The 19,864-nt window shown below is 70.2% G+C and carries 12 protein-coding genes; 4 read left to right on the top strand and 8 right to left on the bottom strand.

Translation table 11 applies throughout. The features are described 5' to 3' along the window. Window positions 1-69 precede the first annotated feature (69 nt). Entirely contained in the window at window positions 70-828 is a 759-nt protein-coding gene (locus tag ACYVDG_RS07775; protein ID WP_460747726.1) for an ANTAR domain-containing protein, read from the bottom strand. 101 nt (window positions 829-929) lie between these two features. Here ACYVDG_RS07775 and ACYVDG_RS07770 point away from each other — a divergent pair, with 101 nt between their 5' ends. After that, the gene (locus tag ACYVDG_RS07770) at window positions 930-2,084 is read left to right on the top strand and encodes a GAF domain-containing protein (RefSeq protein ID WP_460747758.1); all 1,155 of its coding nucleotides are present in this window, start codon (window positions 930-932) and stop codon (window positions 2,082-2,084) included. 55 nt (window positions 2,085-2,139) lie between these two features. On the opposite strand, the gene ACYVDG_RS07765 is transcribed toward ACYVDG_RS07770, so the two are convergent. Together ACYVDG_RS07765 and ACYVDG_RS07760 are read right to left on the bottom strand one after the other, a co-directional pair. Further along, complete coding sequence (locus ACYVDG_RS07765; RefSeq protein ID WP_460747725.1) at window positions 2,140-2,781, bottom strand: response regulator; 642 nt, start codon at window positions 2,779-2,781, stop codon at window positions 2,140-2,142. 6 nt (window positions 2,782-2,787) lie between these two features. Then, window positions 2,788-7,272 carry a HAMP domain-containing protein gene (locus tag ACYVDG_RS07760; RefSeq protein ID WP_460747724.1) on the bottom strand — a complete coding sequence of 1,495 codons (4,485 nt, stop codon included), beginning with the start codon at window positions 7,270-7,272 and terminating at the stop codon, window positions 2,788-2,790. Between the two features lie 592 nt (window positions 7,273-7,864). Between ACYVDG_RS07760 and ACYVDG_RS07755 the strand changes: the two genes are divergently transcribed. Then, a complete protein-coding gene (locus tag ACYVDG_RS07755; protein ID WP_460747757.1) occupies window positions 7,865-10,030 on the top strand; it encodes a SpoIIE family protein phosphatase in 2,166 nt (721 codons plus the stop codon). A gap of 31 nt (window positions 10,031-10,061) precedes the next feature. Here the strand turns inward: ACYVDG_RS07755 and ACYVDG_RS07750 are convergent, their stop codons facing one another. Continuing rightward, a complete protein-coding gene (locus ACYVDG_RS07750) occupies window positions 10,062-10,667 on the bottom strand; it encodes a response regulator (RefSeq protein ID WP_460747723.1) in 606 nt (201 codons plus the stop codon). Between the two features lie 252 nt (window positions 10,668-10,919). Here ACYVDG_RS07750 and ACYVDG_RS07745 point away from each other — a divergent pair, with 252 nt between their 5' ends. Continuing rightward, window positions 10,920-12,602, top strand: coding sequence for a S1C family serine protease (locus ACYVDG_RS07745; RefSeq protein ID WP_460747722.1), 1,683 nt, complete (start codon window positions 10,920-10,922; stop codon window positions 12,600-12,602). Window positions 12,603-13,366: 764 nt separating this feature from the next. On the opposite strand, the gene ACYVDG_RS07740 is transcribed toward ACYVDG_RS07745, so the two are convergent. The 3 genes from ACYVDG_RS07740 to ACYVDG_RS07730 form a co-directional block, all read right to left on the bottom strand. Further along, window positions 13,367-14,821, bottom strand: a complete 1,455-nt coding sequence (locus tag ACYVDG_RS07740; RefSeq protein WP_460747721.1) for a sensor histidine kinase — start codon at window positions 14,819-14,821, stop codon at window positions 13,367-13,369. 5 nt (window positions 14,822-14,826) lie between these two features. Beyond that, complete coding sequence (locus tag ACYVDG_RS07735; protein WP_460747720.1) at window positions 14,827-15,519, bottom strand: response regulator transcription factor; 693 nt, start codon at window positions 15,517-15,519, stop codon at window positions 14,827-14,829. Window positions 15,520-15,604: 85 nt separating this feature from the next. Continuing rightward, entirely contained in the window at window positions 15,605-16,552 is a 948-nt protein-coding gene (locus ACYVDG_RS07730) for an HpcH/HpaI aldolase/citrate lyase family protein (RefSeq protein ID WP_460747719.1), read from the bottom strand. 158 nt (window positions 16,553-16,710) lie between these two features. Between ACYVDG_RS07730 and ACYVDG_RS07725 the strand changes: the two genes are divergently transcribed. Beyond that, window positions 16,711-19,089 (top strand): molybdopterin-dependent oxidoreductase, encoded by a 2,379-nt coding sequence (locus ACYVDG_RS07725; RefSeq protein WP_460747718.1) that lies wholly within the window; start codon window positions 16,711-16,713, stop codon window positions 19,087-19,089. A 61-nt stretch (window positions 19,090-19,150) separates the two neighbouring features. Here the strand turns inward: ACYVDG_RS07725 and ACYVDG_RS07720 are convergent, their stop codons facing one another. After that, complete coding sequence (locus tag ACYVDG_RS07720; protein ID WP_460747717.1) at window positions 19,151-19,828, bottom strand: GntR family transcriptional regulator; 678 nt, start codon at window positions 19,826-19,828, stop codon at window positions 19,151-19,153. Window positions 19,829-19,864 lie beyond the last annotated feature (36 nt).

Here is a 19,864-nt window from a genome sequence, read left to right as displayed (position 1 = left end):
TGCACCGGGTGACTCGGAGCCCTCATCATGACGGTTCCCGGTCACGCTAGAGACTCATCTCCGCGCACTTCAGTGCCCGTTCACCCGCGGACGGCGCGATCGTTGCGGCCCGGTGTTCTCCGCGACAAGATCCCGGGCCACGTCCACGACCTTCTTGCGATTGCGCTGGGCCACCTCCCGCAGGGCGGCGAAGGCAGCGTCGGCGTCGCACCCGCGGGCGTGCATGATGATGCCCTTGGCCTGGTCGATCACCGTACGCGCCGACATCGCCCGGCGCATATGGGCCGACTCCCGGGCCGCGTCGGCCTGACGGCCCGCGGTGTGCAGCGCCATCGCCGCATGCTCGGCGAGCAGCGCAGTGAGCTGCGTGACGACCTCTTCGTCGAAGGCGTCGGCCCGGCCGGAGTGCACACCGAAGGTGAGGACCCGGTCCTCACCCAGAAGCATGCTGGGCTGGGTGACCGACGAGCGGTCGCCGCACTGGACGGCCATGCTCGTGTACCGGGGCCAGCGCTGTTCGCGCAGCACGTCGTCGACCCGGACCTGGTGCATCTCCCGGACGGCCTCCACTGTCGGCCCCTCGTCCGTCGTGTACTGGTGCTCGAAGGCCTCGGAGAGGTCGGAGTGCGAAGCGCCGTAATCCATGACCACGTGCCGGATGGACCCGTCCGGTCCGACCACCTCTCGCCAGACCACCACCAGAGCGGCCGAGCACCCGGGGACCCCGAGGGCCGCGGCCCTGCTCATCTGGTCCAGGGCCCGTTCCAACGTCGTGTTCTCCGCCTGTCCCAACGCACCGATGTCACGCGCGAGGTGTTCGATCCACATCGTCCGAACCTCCTCCAGACGTTCCGGGCTCCAGCACCAAAGGTAACCTTCGGAAGACTTCGAACGGACAACGTTGCCAAGACGACCGGGAGACCGTGAGCGTGCCGGAACACCTCGCCGAACTGCAACGCGAGATCACTGCGCTGGGTGAGCGCATCGCAGCGTTGCGCAGCACTCACGCCACGTACCCCGACGATGCCCGGGGCACCGCCGAGGCGGCACTGGCCGAGCTCGAGTACGCCGAACGCCTCCTCAAGGGGACCGGTTCCCAACTGGCGCAGGAGGCGCCCCAGCCCCGGCGCCCCGTCGAGGACGGTGACCGGCCCCTGCTGCGTGCCGTGTTCAACGAGCTCAGCGTCCCCGTCGTCCTCCTGGACCACGACGGTTACATCCGGCGGATCAACGCGGCCGGGGCCACCCAACTGGGCAGCGCGCCGGGCTACCTCACCGGAAAACCCTTCACCCACTTCGTCGACCTGCGCAAGCGGGCGGCCATGAAGGTCTGGCTGGCCGCTGTCCTGCGCGGCGACGGCCCAGCGGTACTGGAGTCACGCCTGGCCCAGCGCGGCTGGGCCGAGGACGTGCACCTCACCCTCACCCGCCTCGAACTGCCCACCGAGGCGCAGCCGCTGATCCTCGTGGCGATGTCCCCGCCCATGAACACCGCGGCGGAGGAGGGCCCGGCACCCCTCGAGTCCCAGGTGGAGGACCAGGTCGTCGTCCTGGCCGCCCGCAGACTCGACGTACTGAACCGGATGACCCGCCTCCTCCTCCGAGGCGCGGGCATAGCCCTGACCGACGCCGCCGAACTGCTGGCCGATTCCTACGCCGACTGGGTGGTCATCGACGTCTGCGACCTCCCCGAGGACCCCGAAGCGGCCCGCCGCGCCGCGGTCATCGGCCCCGCCGACGCCCCCGCCCACCAACGCGACGAGGTCCGCGCGCTCTCCCCCCGCGCATCCGACATCCCCGGCGAGGTCCTGGGCCGCGGCCAGTCACTCCTCTTCCCCCTCATCGAGGACGAGACGGTCCTGGGCCACACACCGTCGGGCGCGCCCCTGCTATCCGTCCTCGGGGCCGGGTCGCTCCTGTCCGTGCCTCTCAGGGGCAGCCGGGGCGTCCGCGGGGCGCTCACCCTCATCCGCCGCAGCAACCGCGGCAGCTTCCGCCTCGCCGACCTGGGCCTCATCGAGGAGATCGGCGAGCACATCGGCCTGGCCCTCCCGCCCCGGGCGCCAGCGGAGCCCAAGCCCTAGGCAGGCCCCGGCCCCGGACAGGGACAGGGACTGGCGGAAACCGCCGCCCAGCCACCTAGTCGTCGGGACCGTGCAGGGTGTCCACCAGGGTGGACAGCCGACCGGCCGAGCGGTCGACCCTGCGCACGGCGTCCACCAGCGGCTGGTCGATCTCCTGGTACTTGTCCACCACGTGCTCCCGCAGCGCGCTCAGGTCGGCCTGGACCTGCCGGGAGCGCTGGGACAACTGCTCCGCGAGCACCTTGCCCGGCTCCCCGGTCTCCTGGTTGAGGACCCGCTGCAGGGAGCGGGCCTGCTCGCGCATCTGCGCCTTCAGCTGGTGCAGCTCGACGAAGACCTCGACCTTGGAGCGCAGCACCCACGGGTCGAACGGCTTGATCAGGAAGTCGACCGCCCGCGACGAGTACCCGCGGAAGACCTGGTGCCGATCGACCTCCTGAGCGGTCAGGAAGATGATCGGCACGTCCTTCGTCTTCTCCCGCTGCTTGATGTGCGCGGCGGTCTCGTACCCGTCCATCCCGGGCATGATGACGTCCAGCAGGATCACCGCGAAGTCAGTACCCAGAAGCTGCTTCAGCGCCTCCTCACCGGAGTTGGCCCGGACCAGGTTCTGGTCGAGGGAGGTGAGGGCCGCCTCCAAAGCGATGAGGTTCTCGTCTCGGTCGTCAACGAGAAGGATGTTGGCCTTCTGAGTCACTGCTGGCTACTCCGAGTCTTCGGTCGGGTTGCTTCCGGTCCTGCCGGTGTCCCCGTTCGATTCACTGTTATCCGTGGTGTCACTGTGACCGGGGTCGTCCGTGGCGCCATTGTGCCCGTCCGGAGACCGGCCCGTTTCACCGGCCCCGGAGTGGCCGCCACCCGAGCCGTCGACATCGGCGTCATCGGCCGCGGCACCGGCCCGCGTCTCCTCCGGCCCGGCCGTGAGCCACCTGCGCATCACGTCGAGCAGGTGGTCCAGGTCCACCGGTTTGGTCACGTAGTCGGTGGCCCCCGCCGCGAGGCTGCGCTCCCGGTCGCCCTGCATGGCCTTGGCCGTCAGGGAGATGATCGGCAGGTCCTCGAACTGGGGCATCTCCCGAATCCGCTGAGTGGTCTGGTTACCGTCCAGCTCGGGCATCATCACGTCCATCAGGACCAGGGAGATGTCCTCGTTGGCCTCCAGCCGCTCGATCCCCAAGTGACCGTTGTCAGCGTAGAGGACCTCAAGTCCTTGAGCCTCGAGCGCGCTGGTCAACGCGAACACGTTGCGCACGTCGTCATCGACGATCAGCACCCGCTGGCCGCTCAGGATCGCCCGCCGCTCCGGGTCCGGGCGTGCCTCGGCCGTGTCCTGCCCGTCCCCTTCCTCGTCGCCCGCCGCGTCGGGGGCGTGTTCGGGGCCCTTGAGCACCTGCACCATCGGCAGCGGTTCCGCGGGCTCCCCGGAGTCGGTCAGGGCGGCGACCACCGCGTCGAAGTCCTCGTCCGGCAGGTCGAGGCCGTCCTCAGGGATGCCGCCGCCGGCGTCGTCCCCTCCTCCGGGCAGGGCCTGGCCCTCCACCCGGTTCGGCTCCAGCACCGGAAGCGGGTGCAACTGGGTCAGCTCGTCACCGACGTCGCCCGCCTCCTCCGGGATGCGGACCGGCAGCAGCAGCGTGAACGTCGAACCCTGGTTGGCCACGCTCCGCACCCGGATCTCGCCGCCCAGCAGCCGGGCGAAGTTCCGGCTGATGGACAGCCCGAGCCCGGTTCCGCCGAACCGCCTCGACGTGCCGCCGTCCCCCTGGTGGAAGGCCTCGAAGATCACCTGCAGCTTGTCCTCGGCGATCCCGATCCCGGTGTCCGCGACGGTGAAGGCGATGACCTCCTCGTTGGCCACGAACATGTCGATGTCGGTGTCTTCCAGTGCCCACGCCGGTTCGATCAGCAGCCGCACCTCGCCCTGCGGGGTGAACTTCACCGCGTTGGACAGCAGGTTCCGCAGGATCTGCTGGAGGCGCTGTTCGTCCGTCCACAGGGTCCCGGGGATGTCCGGGGAGACGTCCACCGCGAACGCCAGCCCATGCTCCCCCGTCACGGGACGGAAGGTGGCCTCCACGTAGTCGACCAGCTGCGCGATCGAAACCTCGCTGGGCTGGACCTGGGCGCGGCCCGCCTCCACCTTCGACAGGTCGAGGATCTCGTCGATGAGGAGCAGCAGGTCGCTTCCGGCCTTGTGGATGGTCTGGGCGAACTCGACCTGCTTGGCGGACAGGTTCTGCTCGGCGTTGTCGGCGAGCAGCCGGGCCAGGATCAACAGGCTGTTCAGCGGGGTGCGCAGCTCGTGCGACATGTTGGCCAGGAACTCGGACTTGTACTTGGACGAGACCTGGAGCTGATGGGCGCGCTCCTCCAGCGCGTTGCGGGAGCGCTGGATCTGCTGGTTCTGGAGTTCGATCGCGCGGTTCTGGTTGGCCAGCTGTGTGGCCTTCTGGCGCAGCTCCGCGTTCTTGCCCCGGAGCTCCTCCTGCTGGCGCTGCAGCTCGTTGGAGCGCTCGCGCAGCTGGCTGGTGAGCTGCTGGGACTGCTCGAGCAAGTGCTCGGTACGGGTGTTGGCCAGGATGGTGTTGATCGTCGTGCCGAGCAGGGAGACCAGCTGCCGCAGGAAGTTCTTGTGGATCTCCCGGAACTCGTCGTAGGAGGCGAACTCCACCACACCGAGCGAACGCCCCTCCGAGACGATCGGGAGTATGTACAGGTTGCGCGGCTGGGACTCCCCGATCCCCGACTCGACCATGACGTAGCCCGGCGGGATGTTGGATACCTGCTGCTCGACCTGCTGGGACAGGGCCTCACCGGCCAGCCCGACACCCTTGTGGATGCGCTGCCGGTCCTCGGACGGCTGGAAGCCGAAGCCCGCGTAGAGGCGGAAGATGTCCTGGTGGTCCTGGTCCTCGGGGAGGTAGCAGGCACCGTGCTGGGCCTGGATCAGCGGCGTCACTTCGGTCATGATCAGGCGGGCGAGCTCGTTGAGGTCGCGGTGCCCCTGGATGTGGCCGGAGATGCGGGCCAGGTTGGACTTGAGCCAGTCGGCGTCGCGCTGGTCGGCGGTGGTCTCGCGCAGGTTGGACACCATCAGGTTGATGTTGTCCTTGAGTTGTTCCATCTCCCCGCGGGTGTCGACCTGGATGTTGCGCGTCAGATCGCCCTTGGCGACGGCGTTGGCGACCTCCGCGATCGCGCGTACCTGCGTGGTGAGGTTGCCCGCCAGGCCGTTCACGCTGTCGGTGAGCTGCTTCCACGTTCCCGTGACGCCCTCAACCTTGGCCTGACCGCCCAACTGCCCCTGGCTGCCCACCTCGTACGCCACACGGGTGACCTCGGTGGCGAAGGCCGACAACTGGTCGACCATCGTGTTCACCGTCGTCTTCACTTCCAGGATCTCGCCCTGGGCGTTGACGTCGATCTTCTTGGTGAGGTCACCGGCGGCGACCGCCGTCGTCACCTCGGAGATGTTGCGCACCTGGGTGGTGAGGTTGTGCGACATCGAGTTCACGTTCTCGGTGAGGTCGTTCCAGATGCCCGAGACGCCCTTGACGCTGGCGCGGCCGCCCAGCTTGCCCTCGGTACCCACCTCACGGGCCACCCTGGTGACCTCGTCGGCGAACGCGGACAGCTGGTCCACCATCACGTTGATGGTGTCCTTCAGCTCCAGCATCTCGCCCTTGGCGTTGACGGTGACCTTCTTGGTCAGGTCGCCGGCTGCGACCGCCCTGGTGACCATCGAGATCTGCCGCACCTGGTAGGTGAGGTTGTTGGCCATGGAGTTCACGTTGTCCGTGAGGTCCTTCCAGACCCCGGACACGTCGCGGACGTGGGCCTGTCCGGCCAGCTTGCCCTCGGTACCCACCTCTCGGGCCACCCTGGTGACCTCATCGGCGAAGGTCGACAGCTGGTCCACCATCTTGTTGATGGTGTCCTTCATGTCGAGCATCTCGCCCTGGGCGTCGACCGTGATCTTCTTGCTCAGATCGCCCTTGGCCACCGCCGTGGTGACCTGCGAGATGTTGCGGACCTGGTAGGTGAGGCTGTTCGCCATCGAGTTGACGTTGTCGGTCAGGTCCTTCCAGATGCCCGAGACGCCCTTGACGTTGGCGCGGCCGCCCAGCTTGCCCTCGGTACCCACCTCACGGGCCACCCTGGTGACCTCGTCGGCCAGGGAGTCGAGCTGGTCGACCATGGTGTTCACGGTGTTCTTCAGGGCGAGCATCTCGCCCTGCACGTCCACCTCGACCTTGCGGGTCAGTTCGCCCCTGGCCACCGCAGTCGTCACCTTGGAGATGTCGCGGACCTGGTTGGTCAGGTTGTCCGCCATCGAGTTCACGTTGTCGGTGAGGTTCTTCCAGATGCCCTGGACCCCCCGGACGTTGGCGCGGCCGCCCAGCTTGCCCTCGGTACCCACCTCACGGGCCACCCTGGTGACCTCGTCGGCGAACGTGGACAGCTGGTCCACCATCGTGTTGAAGGTGTCCTTGAGCTCCAGCATCTCGCCCTGGACATCGATGGTGATCTTCTTGCTCAGATCACCCCGGGCGACGGCGGTGGTCACCGTGGAGATGTCGCGCACCTGGAGGGTGAGGCGGGAGGCCATCTGGTTGACCGACTCGGTGACCTCGCGCCAGGCGCCGGAGACGTCCTCCACACGGGCGCTGCCGCCGAGCTTGCCCTCGGTGCCCACCTCGCGGGCCACGCGCGTGACCTCCTCGGTGAAGCCGCTCATCTGGTCGGCCATCCGGTTCACCGTGTTGGCCAAGCGCAACAGGTCGCCCTTGAGCTCGCCGCGCCGCCCCACGGTGGACGCCCTGCGGTTCAGCTCGCCCTCGGCGACGGAGTCCAGGACACGGGCGACGTCGGTCACCGGCTCGGCGACCTCGTCGAGGAGGACGTTGAGTGCCCGGGCGCTGTTGCCCCAGGCTCCCCGGGACGGGTGGACGTTGACCCGCTCGTTGAGCCGACCCTCGTCACGGACCACGTCGCCGACCCGCTGGAGTTCGGTGCTGAGCTGCTCGCTGTGGTCGACCACCTCGTTGAAGACCGAAGCGATCTCGCGGAGCTTGCCGCTGCCCCGCGACCTGAGCCGGACGCTGAAGTCGCCGTCCCTCATCCGGTACAGCGCACTCAGTATCTCGTCGAGCTGATCATCGGCCAGTTCCGTGACCGCCTCGGGCATGAACCCCTCCTCAATCCCGCAAGTCACTTCGACAACCGAACCCGCGCCGATCCCGGTCCGACCCACGCACAATGGGACGGTCCCGTGCACAGCGCACGGGACACGGAGGCGCGCGAGCGATCACGCACCTTCGGCCGTGCTCGACAGATCATTCCGCGCTCGCAACCACCAGGCTGCCCCTCGCTGCGCCGATGTCGCTCGGACAGCCAACCCCGGGCTGACCTTCGCTCATCGTCCGGCGAGAGATTGCCTGGACGGCCGCTCGCCTCGATGCCGGCTCCGCCGACACGAGCGAAAGCATCCGTCGAACACTCCCTAGGTCACACACCGTCACGCTACCGTCGCGAAGTACCACCCGAAAGAAGCGGATGTGTCGACTTACACTAACTGGCCGAGGCCTCGTACACAGGAGGGTTCGCCATGTTCACGTCCCTCTCGCACGCCGATGGGCGCCGATGCGGGGCCGTGACGAACAGGTTCCGGTGGATCGCGACGAGCGGGGCCCGGCACACGCGTATCGTGGCAGTGGCCACCATTCCCACACCCGCGCACAGTGACGAAGGACACCGACGGCTTGGCAGCACATGACGCGTTGAAGGTCGCTCGACGAGAGTTTCCCCCTGCTCCCGAGACCGCGGCGGCCGCCAGAGAGTTCGTGCACGACACCCTCCTGACCTGGGGTGTACCCGACCCCTTCGACGACATCATCCTGTTGGTCAGCGAGCTGGTCACCAATGCCGTCATTCACGCGGACTCGGCGCTGGAGGTGACCGTGCGCCGCTCGGAGGGTTCGACCGAGGTCATGGTCACCGACTCCTCTCCCGAGCGCGCCGTCCCGGAGGCCGGTCCGCTCTCCGTGGACACCTCCCCCTCCACCGGCGACGAGCGCAGCGGCGGCCTGGGGCTGGCCCTCGCCTCGGCGATCGCCTCCAGCTGGGGTGTCAGCTACGGGCGCAACGACAAGGCCGTTTGGTTCCGCATCGAGGACAAGTCGGCTGAGCATCCGTCACTGGAGTCCCCTCCGGTACGCCGCGGACCCACGCGCCCCGCGCGAGCTCCAGCGTGGTCTGCCCTGGACTCGGCGCTGGGCTCCCGCCTGTCCCTGCCCCAACTGCTGGAACGCACCGTGGAGTACGCGACCACGGCGCTGGGCGGGGACGCCGCCTACATCGCGCTGGCCACATCGGACGAGACCATGTGGGAGGTGCGATCGGCGGTCGGGCTGACCGGCGGGGCCCACTGGCGCCCGCTGCGGGTGCGGACCGAGGAGATCTTCCCGTCGGCCGCGCCCGAACCGGGCCCGGTGATCAACGACGACCTGATGATCGCCCGTGCCACCCGCGGCGCCCTGGCCAAGGCCGGGATGCGGTCGCTGGTGACGGCGCCCCTCATCGTGGACGGCCGGGTGACCGGCCTGCTGGGCGTGGCCTCCACGCGCGCCCGGCACTTCGGCCCTGCGGCGGCCAAGCGGCTCCAAGAGGGCACGGACCTGATCGCGCTCCCGGTGGAGCGGTCCCGGCTGGCCGAGGTCGAACTGAGCCGCCGCGCCTCGCTGAGCTTCCTGGCCGAGGCGAGCGACCTGCTCGCGGGCACCCTGGACGAGCGGATGACCGGAGCGCTGGCCGCTCAGCTGATCACCTCGCGCCTCGGCCGCTGGTGCGCCATCCACACCATCAACGAGCTGGGGATCTCCAAGCTCACGCACGTGGTACACAGCGATGAGAACCTCAACGACGTCCTACGGTCCCTGCTGACCGCACTGCCGCCGCGCGAACAGCGCGAACCGGGTCCCCTGTGGGGCCCGAAGGAGCTGGCGGACGAAGGGTTGGACGAGCAGCTGTCCGGCGCGCTCGCCCGCGGCCCGGCGATCAGCATCCCGCTCGTGGCCCATGGTCGGGCGCTCGGACGGATGACGATCGGCAAGAGCGAGACCGACGACTTCACCCGTGAGGAGGCCGATGTCGCCGACGACCTGAGCCGTCGTGTGGCTTCGGCAATGGAGAACGCCCGGCTGCACGAGCGGCACACGGCGATGAGCACGGCACTCCAGCGCAGCCTCCTGCCGGCCAAGGACAAGGAGCCGGTCATTCCCGGGGTGGACCACGCGGTCTACTACCGGCCCTCGGACGAGCGCAGTGAGGTGGGCGGGGACTTCTACGACGTCTTCTCCGCCAGCGGCCGCTGGTGCTTCGCCATCGGCGACGTGTGCGGGACCGGACCGGAGGCAGCGGCCGTCACCGGGCTGGCCCGGCACACCCTGCGCGCGCTGGCCCGTGAGGGCTTCACCCCCGCGCACATCATGCAGCGCCTCAACATGGCGATCTTGGACGAGAACACCTCGACCCGGTTCCTGACCATGCTCTACGGGGAGATGACCCCGGCCACGGACTCGGCGGGCGGCATGCGCGTGCGCATGGTGTCCGCCGGCCACCCGCTGCCGCTGCGGCTGAACCAGAAGGGCGACGTGGTCCCCTTCGGCAGCTCGCAGCCCCTACTGGGCGCCTTCGAGGACGTCGGCTTCAGCACCGAGAGCGTGGACATCCTGCCCGGCGAGGTGGTGCTCGCGGTGACCGACGGCGTCACCGAGCGGCGCAGCGGCGCGGACATGCTCGGCGACGAGGGACTCATGAAGATCTTCTCCAACGCGGCCGGGCTGACCGCCCAAGCGGTGATCAGCCGGATCGACCGCGAACTGGAGGAGTACGCACCGGGCGGCAACGTCGACGACACCGCGATGCTGGTGCTGCGCTTCCTCTAGGCCGCCGGACCGCGAGGCCGCAGGGCCGGCCTCAGAGCCAGCCCATGTCCTGGGCGGTGCGGATGGCGGCCATCCGGTTCTCACCGCCGGTCTTGCCGATGGCGTTGGACAGGTAGTTGCGTACGGTGCCCTCGGTGAGGTGCAGGCCTTTGGCGATGCGGGCGACGGTCGCCCCGTCCGCGGCGGCCCGCAGGACCTCGGCCTCGCGGTCGGTGAGCGGGCTCTCACCACCGAGCATCGCGGCGGCGGCCAGTTCGGTATCGATGTACCGGCCGCCTTCGTGGACCTTGCGGATGGCACCGGCGAGCTGCTCGACCGGGGCGTCCTTGGCCAGGAACCCGCGGGCCCCCGAGGCCAGGGCGCGGCGCAGGTAGCCGGGGCGGCCGAAGCTGGTGAGGATGACGACCCCGCACCCGGGCGCCTCCGTCTTCAGCTTCGCGGCGGCCTCCAAACCGGTGGCGCCCGGCATCTCGATGTCCAGCACGGCGACCGCGGCCCCGTGTTCGAGAACGGTGTCCACCACCCGGTCGCCACGCCCGACCTCGGCGGCGACCTCCAGGTCCTCCTCCAACCCGAGCAGCGCGGCGATCGCACCGCGCACCAGGTGTTCGTCGTCGGCGAGAACCAGCTTGATCACGGGCGGGCCTTCCCAGTCGCACGCGCTGTATGGAAGCGCGGGCAAGGTATCGTTCCGGACATTGTGGCGTATAAGGCCCTGGCCTCCTAGGGGAATCCGAGGCGGGGGAGGCGCGTTTGCGTGGTCGGGAGCGCGGACCACCAGGGCCGAGCAGAACTCGAAACCGCTCTGTATCGGGCTCTCACCCTGTTCTAACCCACGGGCCACATGATGAAGCATGTCAGTACATCGTCCCGCCAGCCGGAGGATGAGTTGCACCCGAACGATCCGAGTGACGGCCCGGAGACCGGTGCGGGAGCCGAGCACGGCGACACCGAGCACGGTCACACCGGGTCCGGCGCCGCAGAGCGACCCGCGGACCACCCCGTAGACCCCGAAGCCCCGGTAGGCCCTGAGGCCTCATCCGCACCGCGCTTCTCACTGCCCGAAGGCGCCACGCCGAGCTGGGCGACGGGACCCAACGACACCGACCGCGCCTCCTATGTCTTCCCCGAGCCCGAAGGGCAGCAGGGACCGAACGCGGGAGCGCCGTCTGGGCCGCAGCCGGGGGCGCATACGGGGGCTCATCCCGGTGCCCAGCCGGGGCCCTACCAGACGGGCGCTCACCAGACAGGCACCCATCAGACCGGCGCCTATCAGACGGGCGCCTTCCAGAGCGGACCCTTCCAGGGCGCGCAGCACGGCACGTTCGGCGGTCCCGGCGGGCCGTACAACACCGGCCCCCACAATCCGGGTCCGCACGGCGCGGGGCCGCACCAGGGCTTCGAGCAGCCGGGCTTCGGGCAGCATCCCCACGGCCAGTTCGGCCAGGGGCCCTTCCCCGGCCAGCCCCAGCCCAAGAAGCGGGGCACCGGCCGGATCATCGCCATCGCCGCGGTGACCGCCCTGGTCACCAGCCTGATCGTGGGCCCAGCGGTCGCGCTGGGAACCGCGTACCTGATGCCCGGCGGGGCGAGCTCGCCGATCAGTTCACTCACCGGCGAACAAGGGTCGAGCGCCACCGAAGGCGCCGTCGGCGACGTCGCCGACGAGGTCATGCCCAGCGTGGTCTCCATCCAGACCGGTGCCGGAGGCGGCAGCGGCGTGATCATCTCGTCCGACGGGCAGATCCTCACCAACGCGCACGTCGTGGAGGCCGGCGAGGGCGGCCCCATCCAGGTGCAGTTCAGTGACGGAACGGCGGCCGAGGCGGAGGTGCTCGGAGCCGACCCGGTCTCCGACATCGCGGTGATCCAGGCCGAGGGACGCGACGACCTCACCCCGGCGACGCTCGGCGACTCCGACCAGGTCGGCGTGGGCGGCGACGTGGTGGCGATCGGTTCTCCGCTGGGCCTGTCGGGCACGGTGACCACGGGCGTGGTGAGCTCGCTCAACCGTCCCGTGAACACCGGCGCCACCGAGAGCGGCGGCGGTCAGACCTCGACGGTGATCAACGCGATCCAGACCGACGCGGCCATCAACCCCGGCAACTCCGGTGGCCCGCTGGTGAACATGGCCGGTGAGGTGATCGGCGTCAACACCGCCATCGCCGGGCTCTCCCAGGAGGGCGGATCGGTGGGTCTGGGCTTCGCCATCCCGATCAACCAGGTCCAGCCGATCGCCGAGCAGCTGGTGGAGAACGGAAGCGCGAGCTACCCGGCCATCCAGGCCACCATCGCGCCCAGCCGCGGCGGCGGAGCCGAGATCATGGAGCTCACCGAGGGCGGATCCGCCGAAGAGGCGGGGCTCGAGGCCGGTGACGTGGTCGTCTCCGTGGAAGGGGAGGAAGTCACCTCGCCCGACCAGCTGATCGCCCAGATCCGCTCCCGTCAGCCCGGTGACGACATCACCCTGGGCGTGCTCTCGGGCGGCAGCGGCAATGAGCAGGAGGTCGAGCTGACGCTCGGCGAGCAGAGCGCGGAAGCGGCCTCCGAGGAGGACGCCGAGGAGGACTGACGGGGGCGTCTTCGCCTCGCGACCTCAGTACGGGTGGGGCGGAGCGGCCAGCGGGCCGCTCCGCCCCGCCCGTGTTTCCGGCCCCATGGTGGAGTTGCTCCGGACGGTTGGGTTGCCACCTGAGGTCGGGGGTTGCTGCTGGGCCGGGGCTCCCGCCGGCTAGGGGACCGTTTCCGCAGGTGGCGGAAGCCCTACTGGGGTGCGGGAAGCCCTACTGGGGTGGGTGTTCCGCGCCAGTGCGGGTTTTCCCGTTTCCTGCCGCCCGATGGTGGCCGTCTCCGCTGCGCGCCTCAAGGTCGTCGCCATCGAGCGCTTCGCGCGCGAGGGGCGCTGCACCTTGACCCGCTTCGCTGCGCCGGCGGGTGGGCGGCTATCAGGAAACGGGGGGCCTGTGGTCGGGGCGCCAAGGGGCCGCACGGGCCCTTCGGGCCCCGGGACTGCGGCCCGGCGGGCCAAGCCCGGTGGGCCGAGTGGCGCCCAGCCCACCGGCCGAGTCCGGCCGTGACCGGCCGGATTCCTGCCCGTCCGCCCGGCTTCGGGCACCCTTTCGGAAGATGATCTTGCTCCCAGCTCAACCCTCGGCCGTCGAGGGTTGAGACAGGGGCAAGATCATCGGGGATTAGCCGGTTTCGGAAGCAGCGGACACCCCTACCGAACTGGTTTCGGACACCGGGACCGCACCGGTGAGCCCACAGCACCCGGGAACCCAGACTGCAGGCTTCGCCCCGAAGACATCACCGTGGCGTGCTCTGCCGGTGGCGAACCTACTCGGAAGGGTGCGGACCCCGCTGGTGGAGGGGCAGGTGGAAGCCGATCGCGGTACCGCCGCCCTGGCGGTTGCGGGCGAACACCTGACCACCGTGCGCGTTGGCGATCTCCTTGACCATGGCCAGGCCCAAGCCGGAACCGGGCAGGCTGCGGGCGACGGTGGCCCGGAAGAAGCGCTCGAAGAGGTGGTCGATCTCGGCGGGGTCCACACCGGGCCCCCGGTCCAGGACCTCGACCACGCCGCCGCGGACCCGGATCACGATCGGCTCGGTGCCGTCCGGGTCGAACTTCGCGGAGTTCTCCACGGGGTTGGACAGGGCCCGTTCCAGAGCACCGGGGCGGCCCCACACGACGCTGGCGTCGGCGTCCACCACGATCTCCCGCCCGGTGCGGCGGCGGGTCCGGGCCGCGACCCGCTCAGCGACCTCCGCGAGGACGACCGCGCTGGCCGACTCGTCCTCGTGGTTGCCGGTGGCCAGCCCGACGAGTTCGTTGACCAGGTCGGTGAGCTCGCGGGTCTCGCCCTGGAGGTCGTCTATGAGCCGTTGGCGGGCCTCCGGGCTGAGCCGATCCACCCGGCCCAGGACCTGCACGTTGGTGCGCAGGCTGGTGAGCGGGGTGCGCAGTTCGTGCGCGGCGTCCTGCACCAGGCGGCGCTGTTCGTCCTTGGACCGGGCCAACCGGGCGAGCATCCCGTTGAAGGCACTGCCGAGGCGGCCCACCTCGTCACGGGTGGGCTCATCCGGTCCGTTCCCACCGCGGTCGGGGGTGACGGGGTCCAGGCGGCCGGTGGAACTGACGTACTCCGCGGCACCGGTGAGGCGGACCAGCCGGCCGGTGAGGCGGTGGCCGACGAGCCAGCCCACCGACGCCGCGCACAGGGCCACGAACAGCCCCACCCACAGGGTCTGGGTGGCCAACCGCCCGATCATCAGTTCCATGGGCGACAGGCGCTGGAACAGCTGGACCGCACCGCGCTCCTCCCCGACGGAGACCGTGCCCACCCGGTACTCCTGGCCGTTGACCTCCGTCTCGCGGGTGTCGACGACCCCGGCGTCCTGGGCCCGCGCGACAGCCAGGTCCTCCGTGGTGGGGTGGAAGGTGGCGGGTTCGTCGGTGTTGGCGAGCAGACGCGCCCAGGTGCCGTCCGGGGTGAGGATCTGCGCGTCCATGCTGCCCGGGGCCAGGAAGGTGAGGGTGCTGCTGTCCGGGGTGGTCGGCTCGTCCTCGGCGGCGATGACGAGCTGCTCGGCGAGCTTCTGCACCGCCGTGTCGAACTCGCTCTTGGCGTCGGCCCGGATGAGCGCCGCCGCCGTGGTGTAGGCGAGGGTACCGACCAGGGCGATGGTGACCGCCGCGACCAGTGCGAACAGGAGGGCGAACCGCGTACCCAGCCGCCAGTCCCGGGGGTTGAGCAGGACACTGTGCCGCAGTGTCTCGTGACCGGACACGTGACTCACCCCTGAAGACGCAGCGTGTACCCGACGCCCCGGACCGTCTGGATGAGCGGGGGCCCGCCGTCCTCCAGTTTGCGGCGCAGGTAGCTGATGTAGACGGCGAGGTTTTTGGACTCCGGGCCGAAGTCGTAACCCCAGATGCGGTCGTAGATGGTGGCGTGGTCCAGGACGATCCCGGTGTTGCGCATGAGGAGTTCGAGCAGGTCGAACTCGGTCTTGGACAGCTCGATCTCGCGCTCTCCCCGCCAGACCCGCCGGGCCCGGGTGTCCAGGCGGAGCTCGCCGACGCGCAGCGGGCCCTCCTCGTCCTCAGGCACCGGTGTGGCGCGGCGCAGCAGCGCCCGCAACCGGGCGAAGAGCTCGTCGAGTTCGAAGGGTTTGGCGAGGTAGTCGTCGGCACCGGCGTCCAGGCCCGCCACCCGGTCCGGGGTCTCCACCCGGGCGGTCAGCATGAGGATGGGCGTCCTGTCGTTCTCCGCGCGCAGGACGCTGGCCACACCGAGGCCGTCGACCCCGGGCATCATGACGTCGAGGACGAGCAGATCCACCGGCTCGGCGTGGACAGCGGCCAGGGCCTGGACGCCGTCCGCGGCCGTTCGCACCGTGTACCCCTCCAGTTGGAGGGCGCGTTCCAAGGACTCCCTAATGGCCCGGTCGTCGTCGGCGACCAGGACAGTGGCGGTGCTTTCCATGGCCCCATGTTGGCCCACCATGGTGAGAGCTCGGTAAGAGACGGGCCGACAGGCCCGGTGGTCAGAGCGCCCGGCGGGCTCACGGTCAGGCGTCCGGGCGGAACTCGCGTGTCCGGGACAGCCCCGCGGCGCGCCCCTTGCCCGCCACGACGAGGGCCATCTTCCGAGAGGCCTCGTCGAGCATCTCCGAACCAAGCATGACGGCGCCCCTGCGGTCCACGGTGGTGGCGTGCGCGTAGGCATCCAGGATGAGCTCGGCGTGGTCGTAGTCCTCCTGGGAGGGCGCGAAGACCTCGTTGGCCGCTTCCACCTGCAGCGGGTGCAGGACCCACTTGCCGTCGAACCCCAGGGCGGCGGTGCGTCCGGCCGCGCGCCGGAAGGCGTCCACGTCGCGGATCTGGAGGTAGGGGCCGTCAATGGCCTGGAGGTCGTTGGCCCGGGCGGCCACGAGTATGCGCATGAGGACGTGGTGGTAGGCGTCACCGGTGTCGTAGCCGGGCGGCTGCTCACCCACGACCAGGCTCTTCATGTTGATGGACGCCATGAAGTCGGCGGGGCCGTAGACCAGGGTCTCCAAGCGGGGAGAGGCCGCAGCGATCTCGTCGACGGCGACCAGGCCCTTGGCGTCCTCGATCTGCGCCTCGATGCCGATGCGGCCGACCGGCAGGTCCACGGCGCGTTCGATCTGGGTGAGGAGTGTGTCCAGCCAGTGGACGTCCCGTGCGGCGGTCACCTTGGGCAGGACCAGGGCGTCCAGGTTGGCGCCAGCGCCCTCCACCACGGAGATGACGTCGCGGTAGGCCCACTCGGTGGAGATGTCGTTGACCCGCACGGAGCGGACCTTGCCGTCCCAACCGCCGTCGTTGAGCGCCCTGACCACGTTGTCGCGGGCGGCCGCCTTCTCCAATGGCGCGACCGCGTCCTCCAGGTCCAGAAAGAACGCGTCGGCGTCCAGTCCCCGGGCCTTCTCCACGAACCGGGGGTTGGACCCCGGAACCGCGAGTACCGAACGCCGCGACCTCAGCTCGCCCATCGTCGTCCCCGCTCCCGTCCGTTGTGCTGTGCCTGCTGTCGTGCGTGCCGCCCGTGGCACGCGTGCATCATCGCACCGTGTGAGGCACGGAGCAGGGTCCGGGTGGTGCATAGAGTGTGGTTCGGGCCAAGGGCCCGGGATCCACGAGGAGAGTGCACATGTCCACCACGCTTCACCCGACCAGCACCCACTGGGGCAGTTACCAGGTCGAGGTCGAGGGCGACCGGGTAGTCGGGGTACGCCCCGACCCGGAGGACCCGGCACCCGCCCCGGTCATGGGCAACACCCCCGCGGCCCAGCACCACCGCACCCGGGTGGCCCGCCCGGCCGTGCGGCGCCGGTGGCTGGAGCACGGTCCCGGCCCGGACCCGCGCCGCGGCGACCCGGAGGACGCCTACGTCGAGGTGGAGTGGTCCACGGTGCTGGACCTGCTCGCCGGTGAACTGGACCGGGTGCGGACCGAGCACGGGAACGCGGCGATCTACGGCGGCTCCTACGGTTGGGGCAGTGCGGGTCGGATCCACCACGCGCAGAGCCAGCTGCACCGCTTCCTCAACACCATCGGCGGGTACACGCGCTCCCGCACCACGTACAGCCACGGCGCCCTGGAAGTACTGTTCCCTCGCCTCATCGGCACCCCCGCCGCGAACCGGATCTTCAGCCGCGTGCCGTCATGGAAACGGATCCGCGAGCACACCGAGCTGCTGGTGAGCTTCGGCGGGCTGCGGCTGTCCAACACCTGGACGTCCTCCGGCGGCCGCGCCGCCCAGACCGCGGGCCCGGCGATGACCGCGGCCTCGGATGCCGGCGTGGAGTTCGTGTCGGTGTCCCCGCTGCGCGACGACACCCCCGCCGAGCTGAAGTCGGAGTGGGTGTCCTTGGAACCGGGGACCGACACCGCGGTGCTGTTGGGCCTCATGCACGTGCTCTTCACCGAGGGGCTGGCCGACACGGACTTCCTCGACCGTTACACCGTCGGCGCCGACCGGCTGCGTGCCTACGTGATGGGCGAACGGGACGAACAGGGGCGCCCCGGCGGGGTCGAACGCTCCCCCGCGTGGGCCGAGCGGGTGAGCGGTGTTCCCGCGGCCGACCTTCGGTCGCTGGCCCTGCGGATGGCCGGGAAGCGCACCCTGCTCAACGTGGGCTGGTCCCTGCAGCGCGCCCGGTACGGAGAGCAGCCGCTGTGGGCCGGGTTGGCGCTGGCGTGCTGCCTCGGGCAGGTGGGGCTGCCCGGTGGGGGCTTCGCGTCGGGGTACGGGTCCATGGGCAACTACGGGGGCGGCGCGACCCCGATGGGACTGCCGCGCATGCCGCAGGGCAACAACCCGGTGGACTCGTTCATCCCGGTGGCCAAGGTGTCCGACATGCTGTTGCACCCGGGACACCCGTACGACTACGACGGCGAGCGCCGCCACTACCCGGACATCAGGCTCGTGTACTGGGCGGGCGGCAACCCCTTCCACCACCACCAGGACCTGACCCGGCTGACCAGGGCCTTCGGACGTCCGGACACCGTGGTGGTGCACGAGACCCACTGGACCGCCACAGCCAGGCACGCGGACATCGTGGTCCCGGCGACCACCACGCTGGAACGCGAGGACATGGCCGCCAGCCGGGGCGACCTGGCGCTGCGCGCCATGCCCAGGGCGGTGCCGCCGCACGGCCAGGCCCGCGACGAGTACGACACCTACGCCGATCTCGCCGAGCGCCTGGGCCTGCGCGAGGAGTTCACCGAGGGCCGCAGCAGCCGTGAGTGGATGCGGGTGGCCTACGAGCGGTGGCGTGCGCTCCTGGCCAGCAGGGACCTGGAGGTACCCGGTTTCGACGGGTTCTGGGAGCGGGGCAGGTTGGAGATGCCCGCCCGGGTCGAGGACGAGACCCACATGGGCGAGTTCCGCGACGATCCAGACTCGAACCCGCTGCGGACTCCCAGCGGACGGATCGAGCTGTACTCGGAGACCATCGCGTCCTTCGGCTACGAGGACTGCCCCGGTCATCCCGTGTGGCTCCCCGGCCCTGCCGTCACCGGTCGCGACGGCCGGAGCCGTGGCGGGGGCGGGAAGCACCGCGCCCCCGGCAGTGAGGACTGGCCGCTGGTCCTGATCGCCAACCAGCCCAGCGGGCGGCTGCACAGCCAGCAGGACATGGGCGCCTACAGCGCGTCGCAGAAGATCGACGGCCGCGCACCGCTCCGCATCGGGCCCGAGGACGCCGCGGCGGCCGGGGTCGCGGAGGGGGACCTGGTGCGGGTGTCGAGTCCGAGTGGTTCGTGCCTGGCCGGCGTGGTCGTGAGCGACGCCCTGCGCCCCGGCGTGGTGCAGCTGTCGACCGGCGCCTGGTACGACCCGTCCGGCCACGGCGTCACGTGCGCGCACGGCAACCCGAACGCGCTCACCGAGGACGTCGGGACGTCGTCCCTGAGCCAGGCCTGCACCGGCCAGCTGGTACGGGTCCGGGTTGAACCGTACGAGGGGACCCCGCCGAGGGTCCGCACTTTCGAACCACCCGCGGGTGTTCGTCCGCCGGAGCGGTGAGGCCGCGTGTCCGCCCCGGCCCCGGTAGCAGGCCGGGCCGAGGCCTTGGGCGGGGCCTTCGTCAGGCCCTGGCCGGGGCCTCCGCCGAGGACTCCGCGGTGAGCTGGCGCATCGTGTGCTCGGCCGCGTCCGCGATGTGGGCGCGCATGTGCTCGGCGGCCTGCTCACCGTTCCGTTCCCGGAGCGCCGCCATGATCGCGCGGTGCTGTTCCGAGGAGGCGTGGGACCGGCCGACGAGGCTGATGGCCTGGTAGGGGACCCCGTCCCACAGGCGGTCGATGAAGTCCAGCAGGTACTCGGACCGGGCCGCGCCGTAGACGGCCCGGTGGAACCGGGCGTTGAGCTGGGTGATCTCCTCGTCGCGCCCCTCCTCGACCGCGCGGTCGAGGACCTCCAGGGCCCGCTCCATGGCGGCCAGCTGCTCATCGGTCGCCTGTTCGGCCGCCAGACGCGCCGCCATGGGTTCCAGGACCAGCCGCAGCCGGTACACGTCCTCGGCCCGCTCCGGGGTTTGTTGGGCGACGACGGCGCCGAGGTTGGCCCGCTGTTCGATCAGGCCCTGGGCCGCGAGCATCCGCAACGCGTCCCGGACCGGCGTCAGGCTCATCCCGAGCCTCCCGGCCAGGTCCTGCAGGCGCAGGCGCTCTCCCGGGGCGAGCTCACCCGAGCGGATGGCGTCACGCAGCGCCGTGTAGGCGACCTCGGACTTGGTGGGGGTCTCCACACGCTCGATCGACATGTCCTCAGGCTAGCGCACCTTGGCATTTTGTTCTTT

The sequence above is a fragment of the Nocardiopsis oceani genome (genome assembly GCF_054777395.1).
This window is presented reverse-complemented; position numbering and strand designations above follow the sequence as displayed.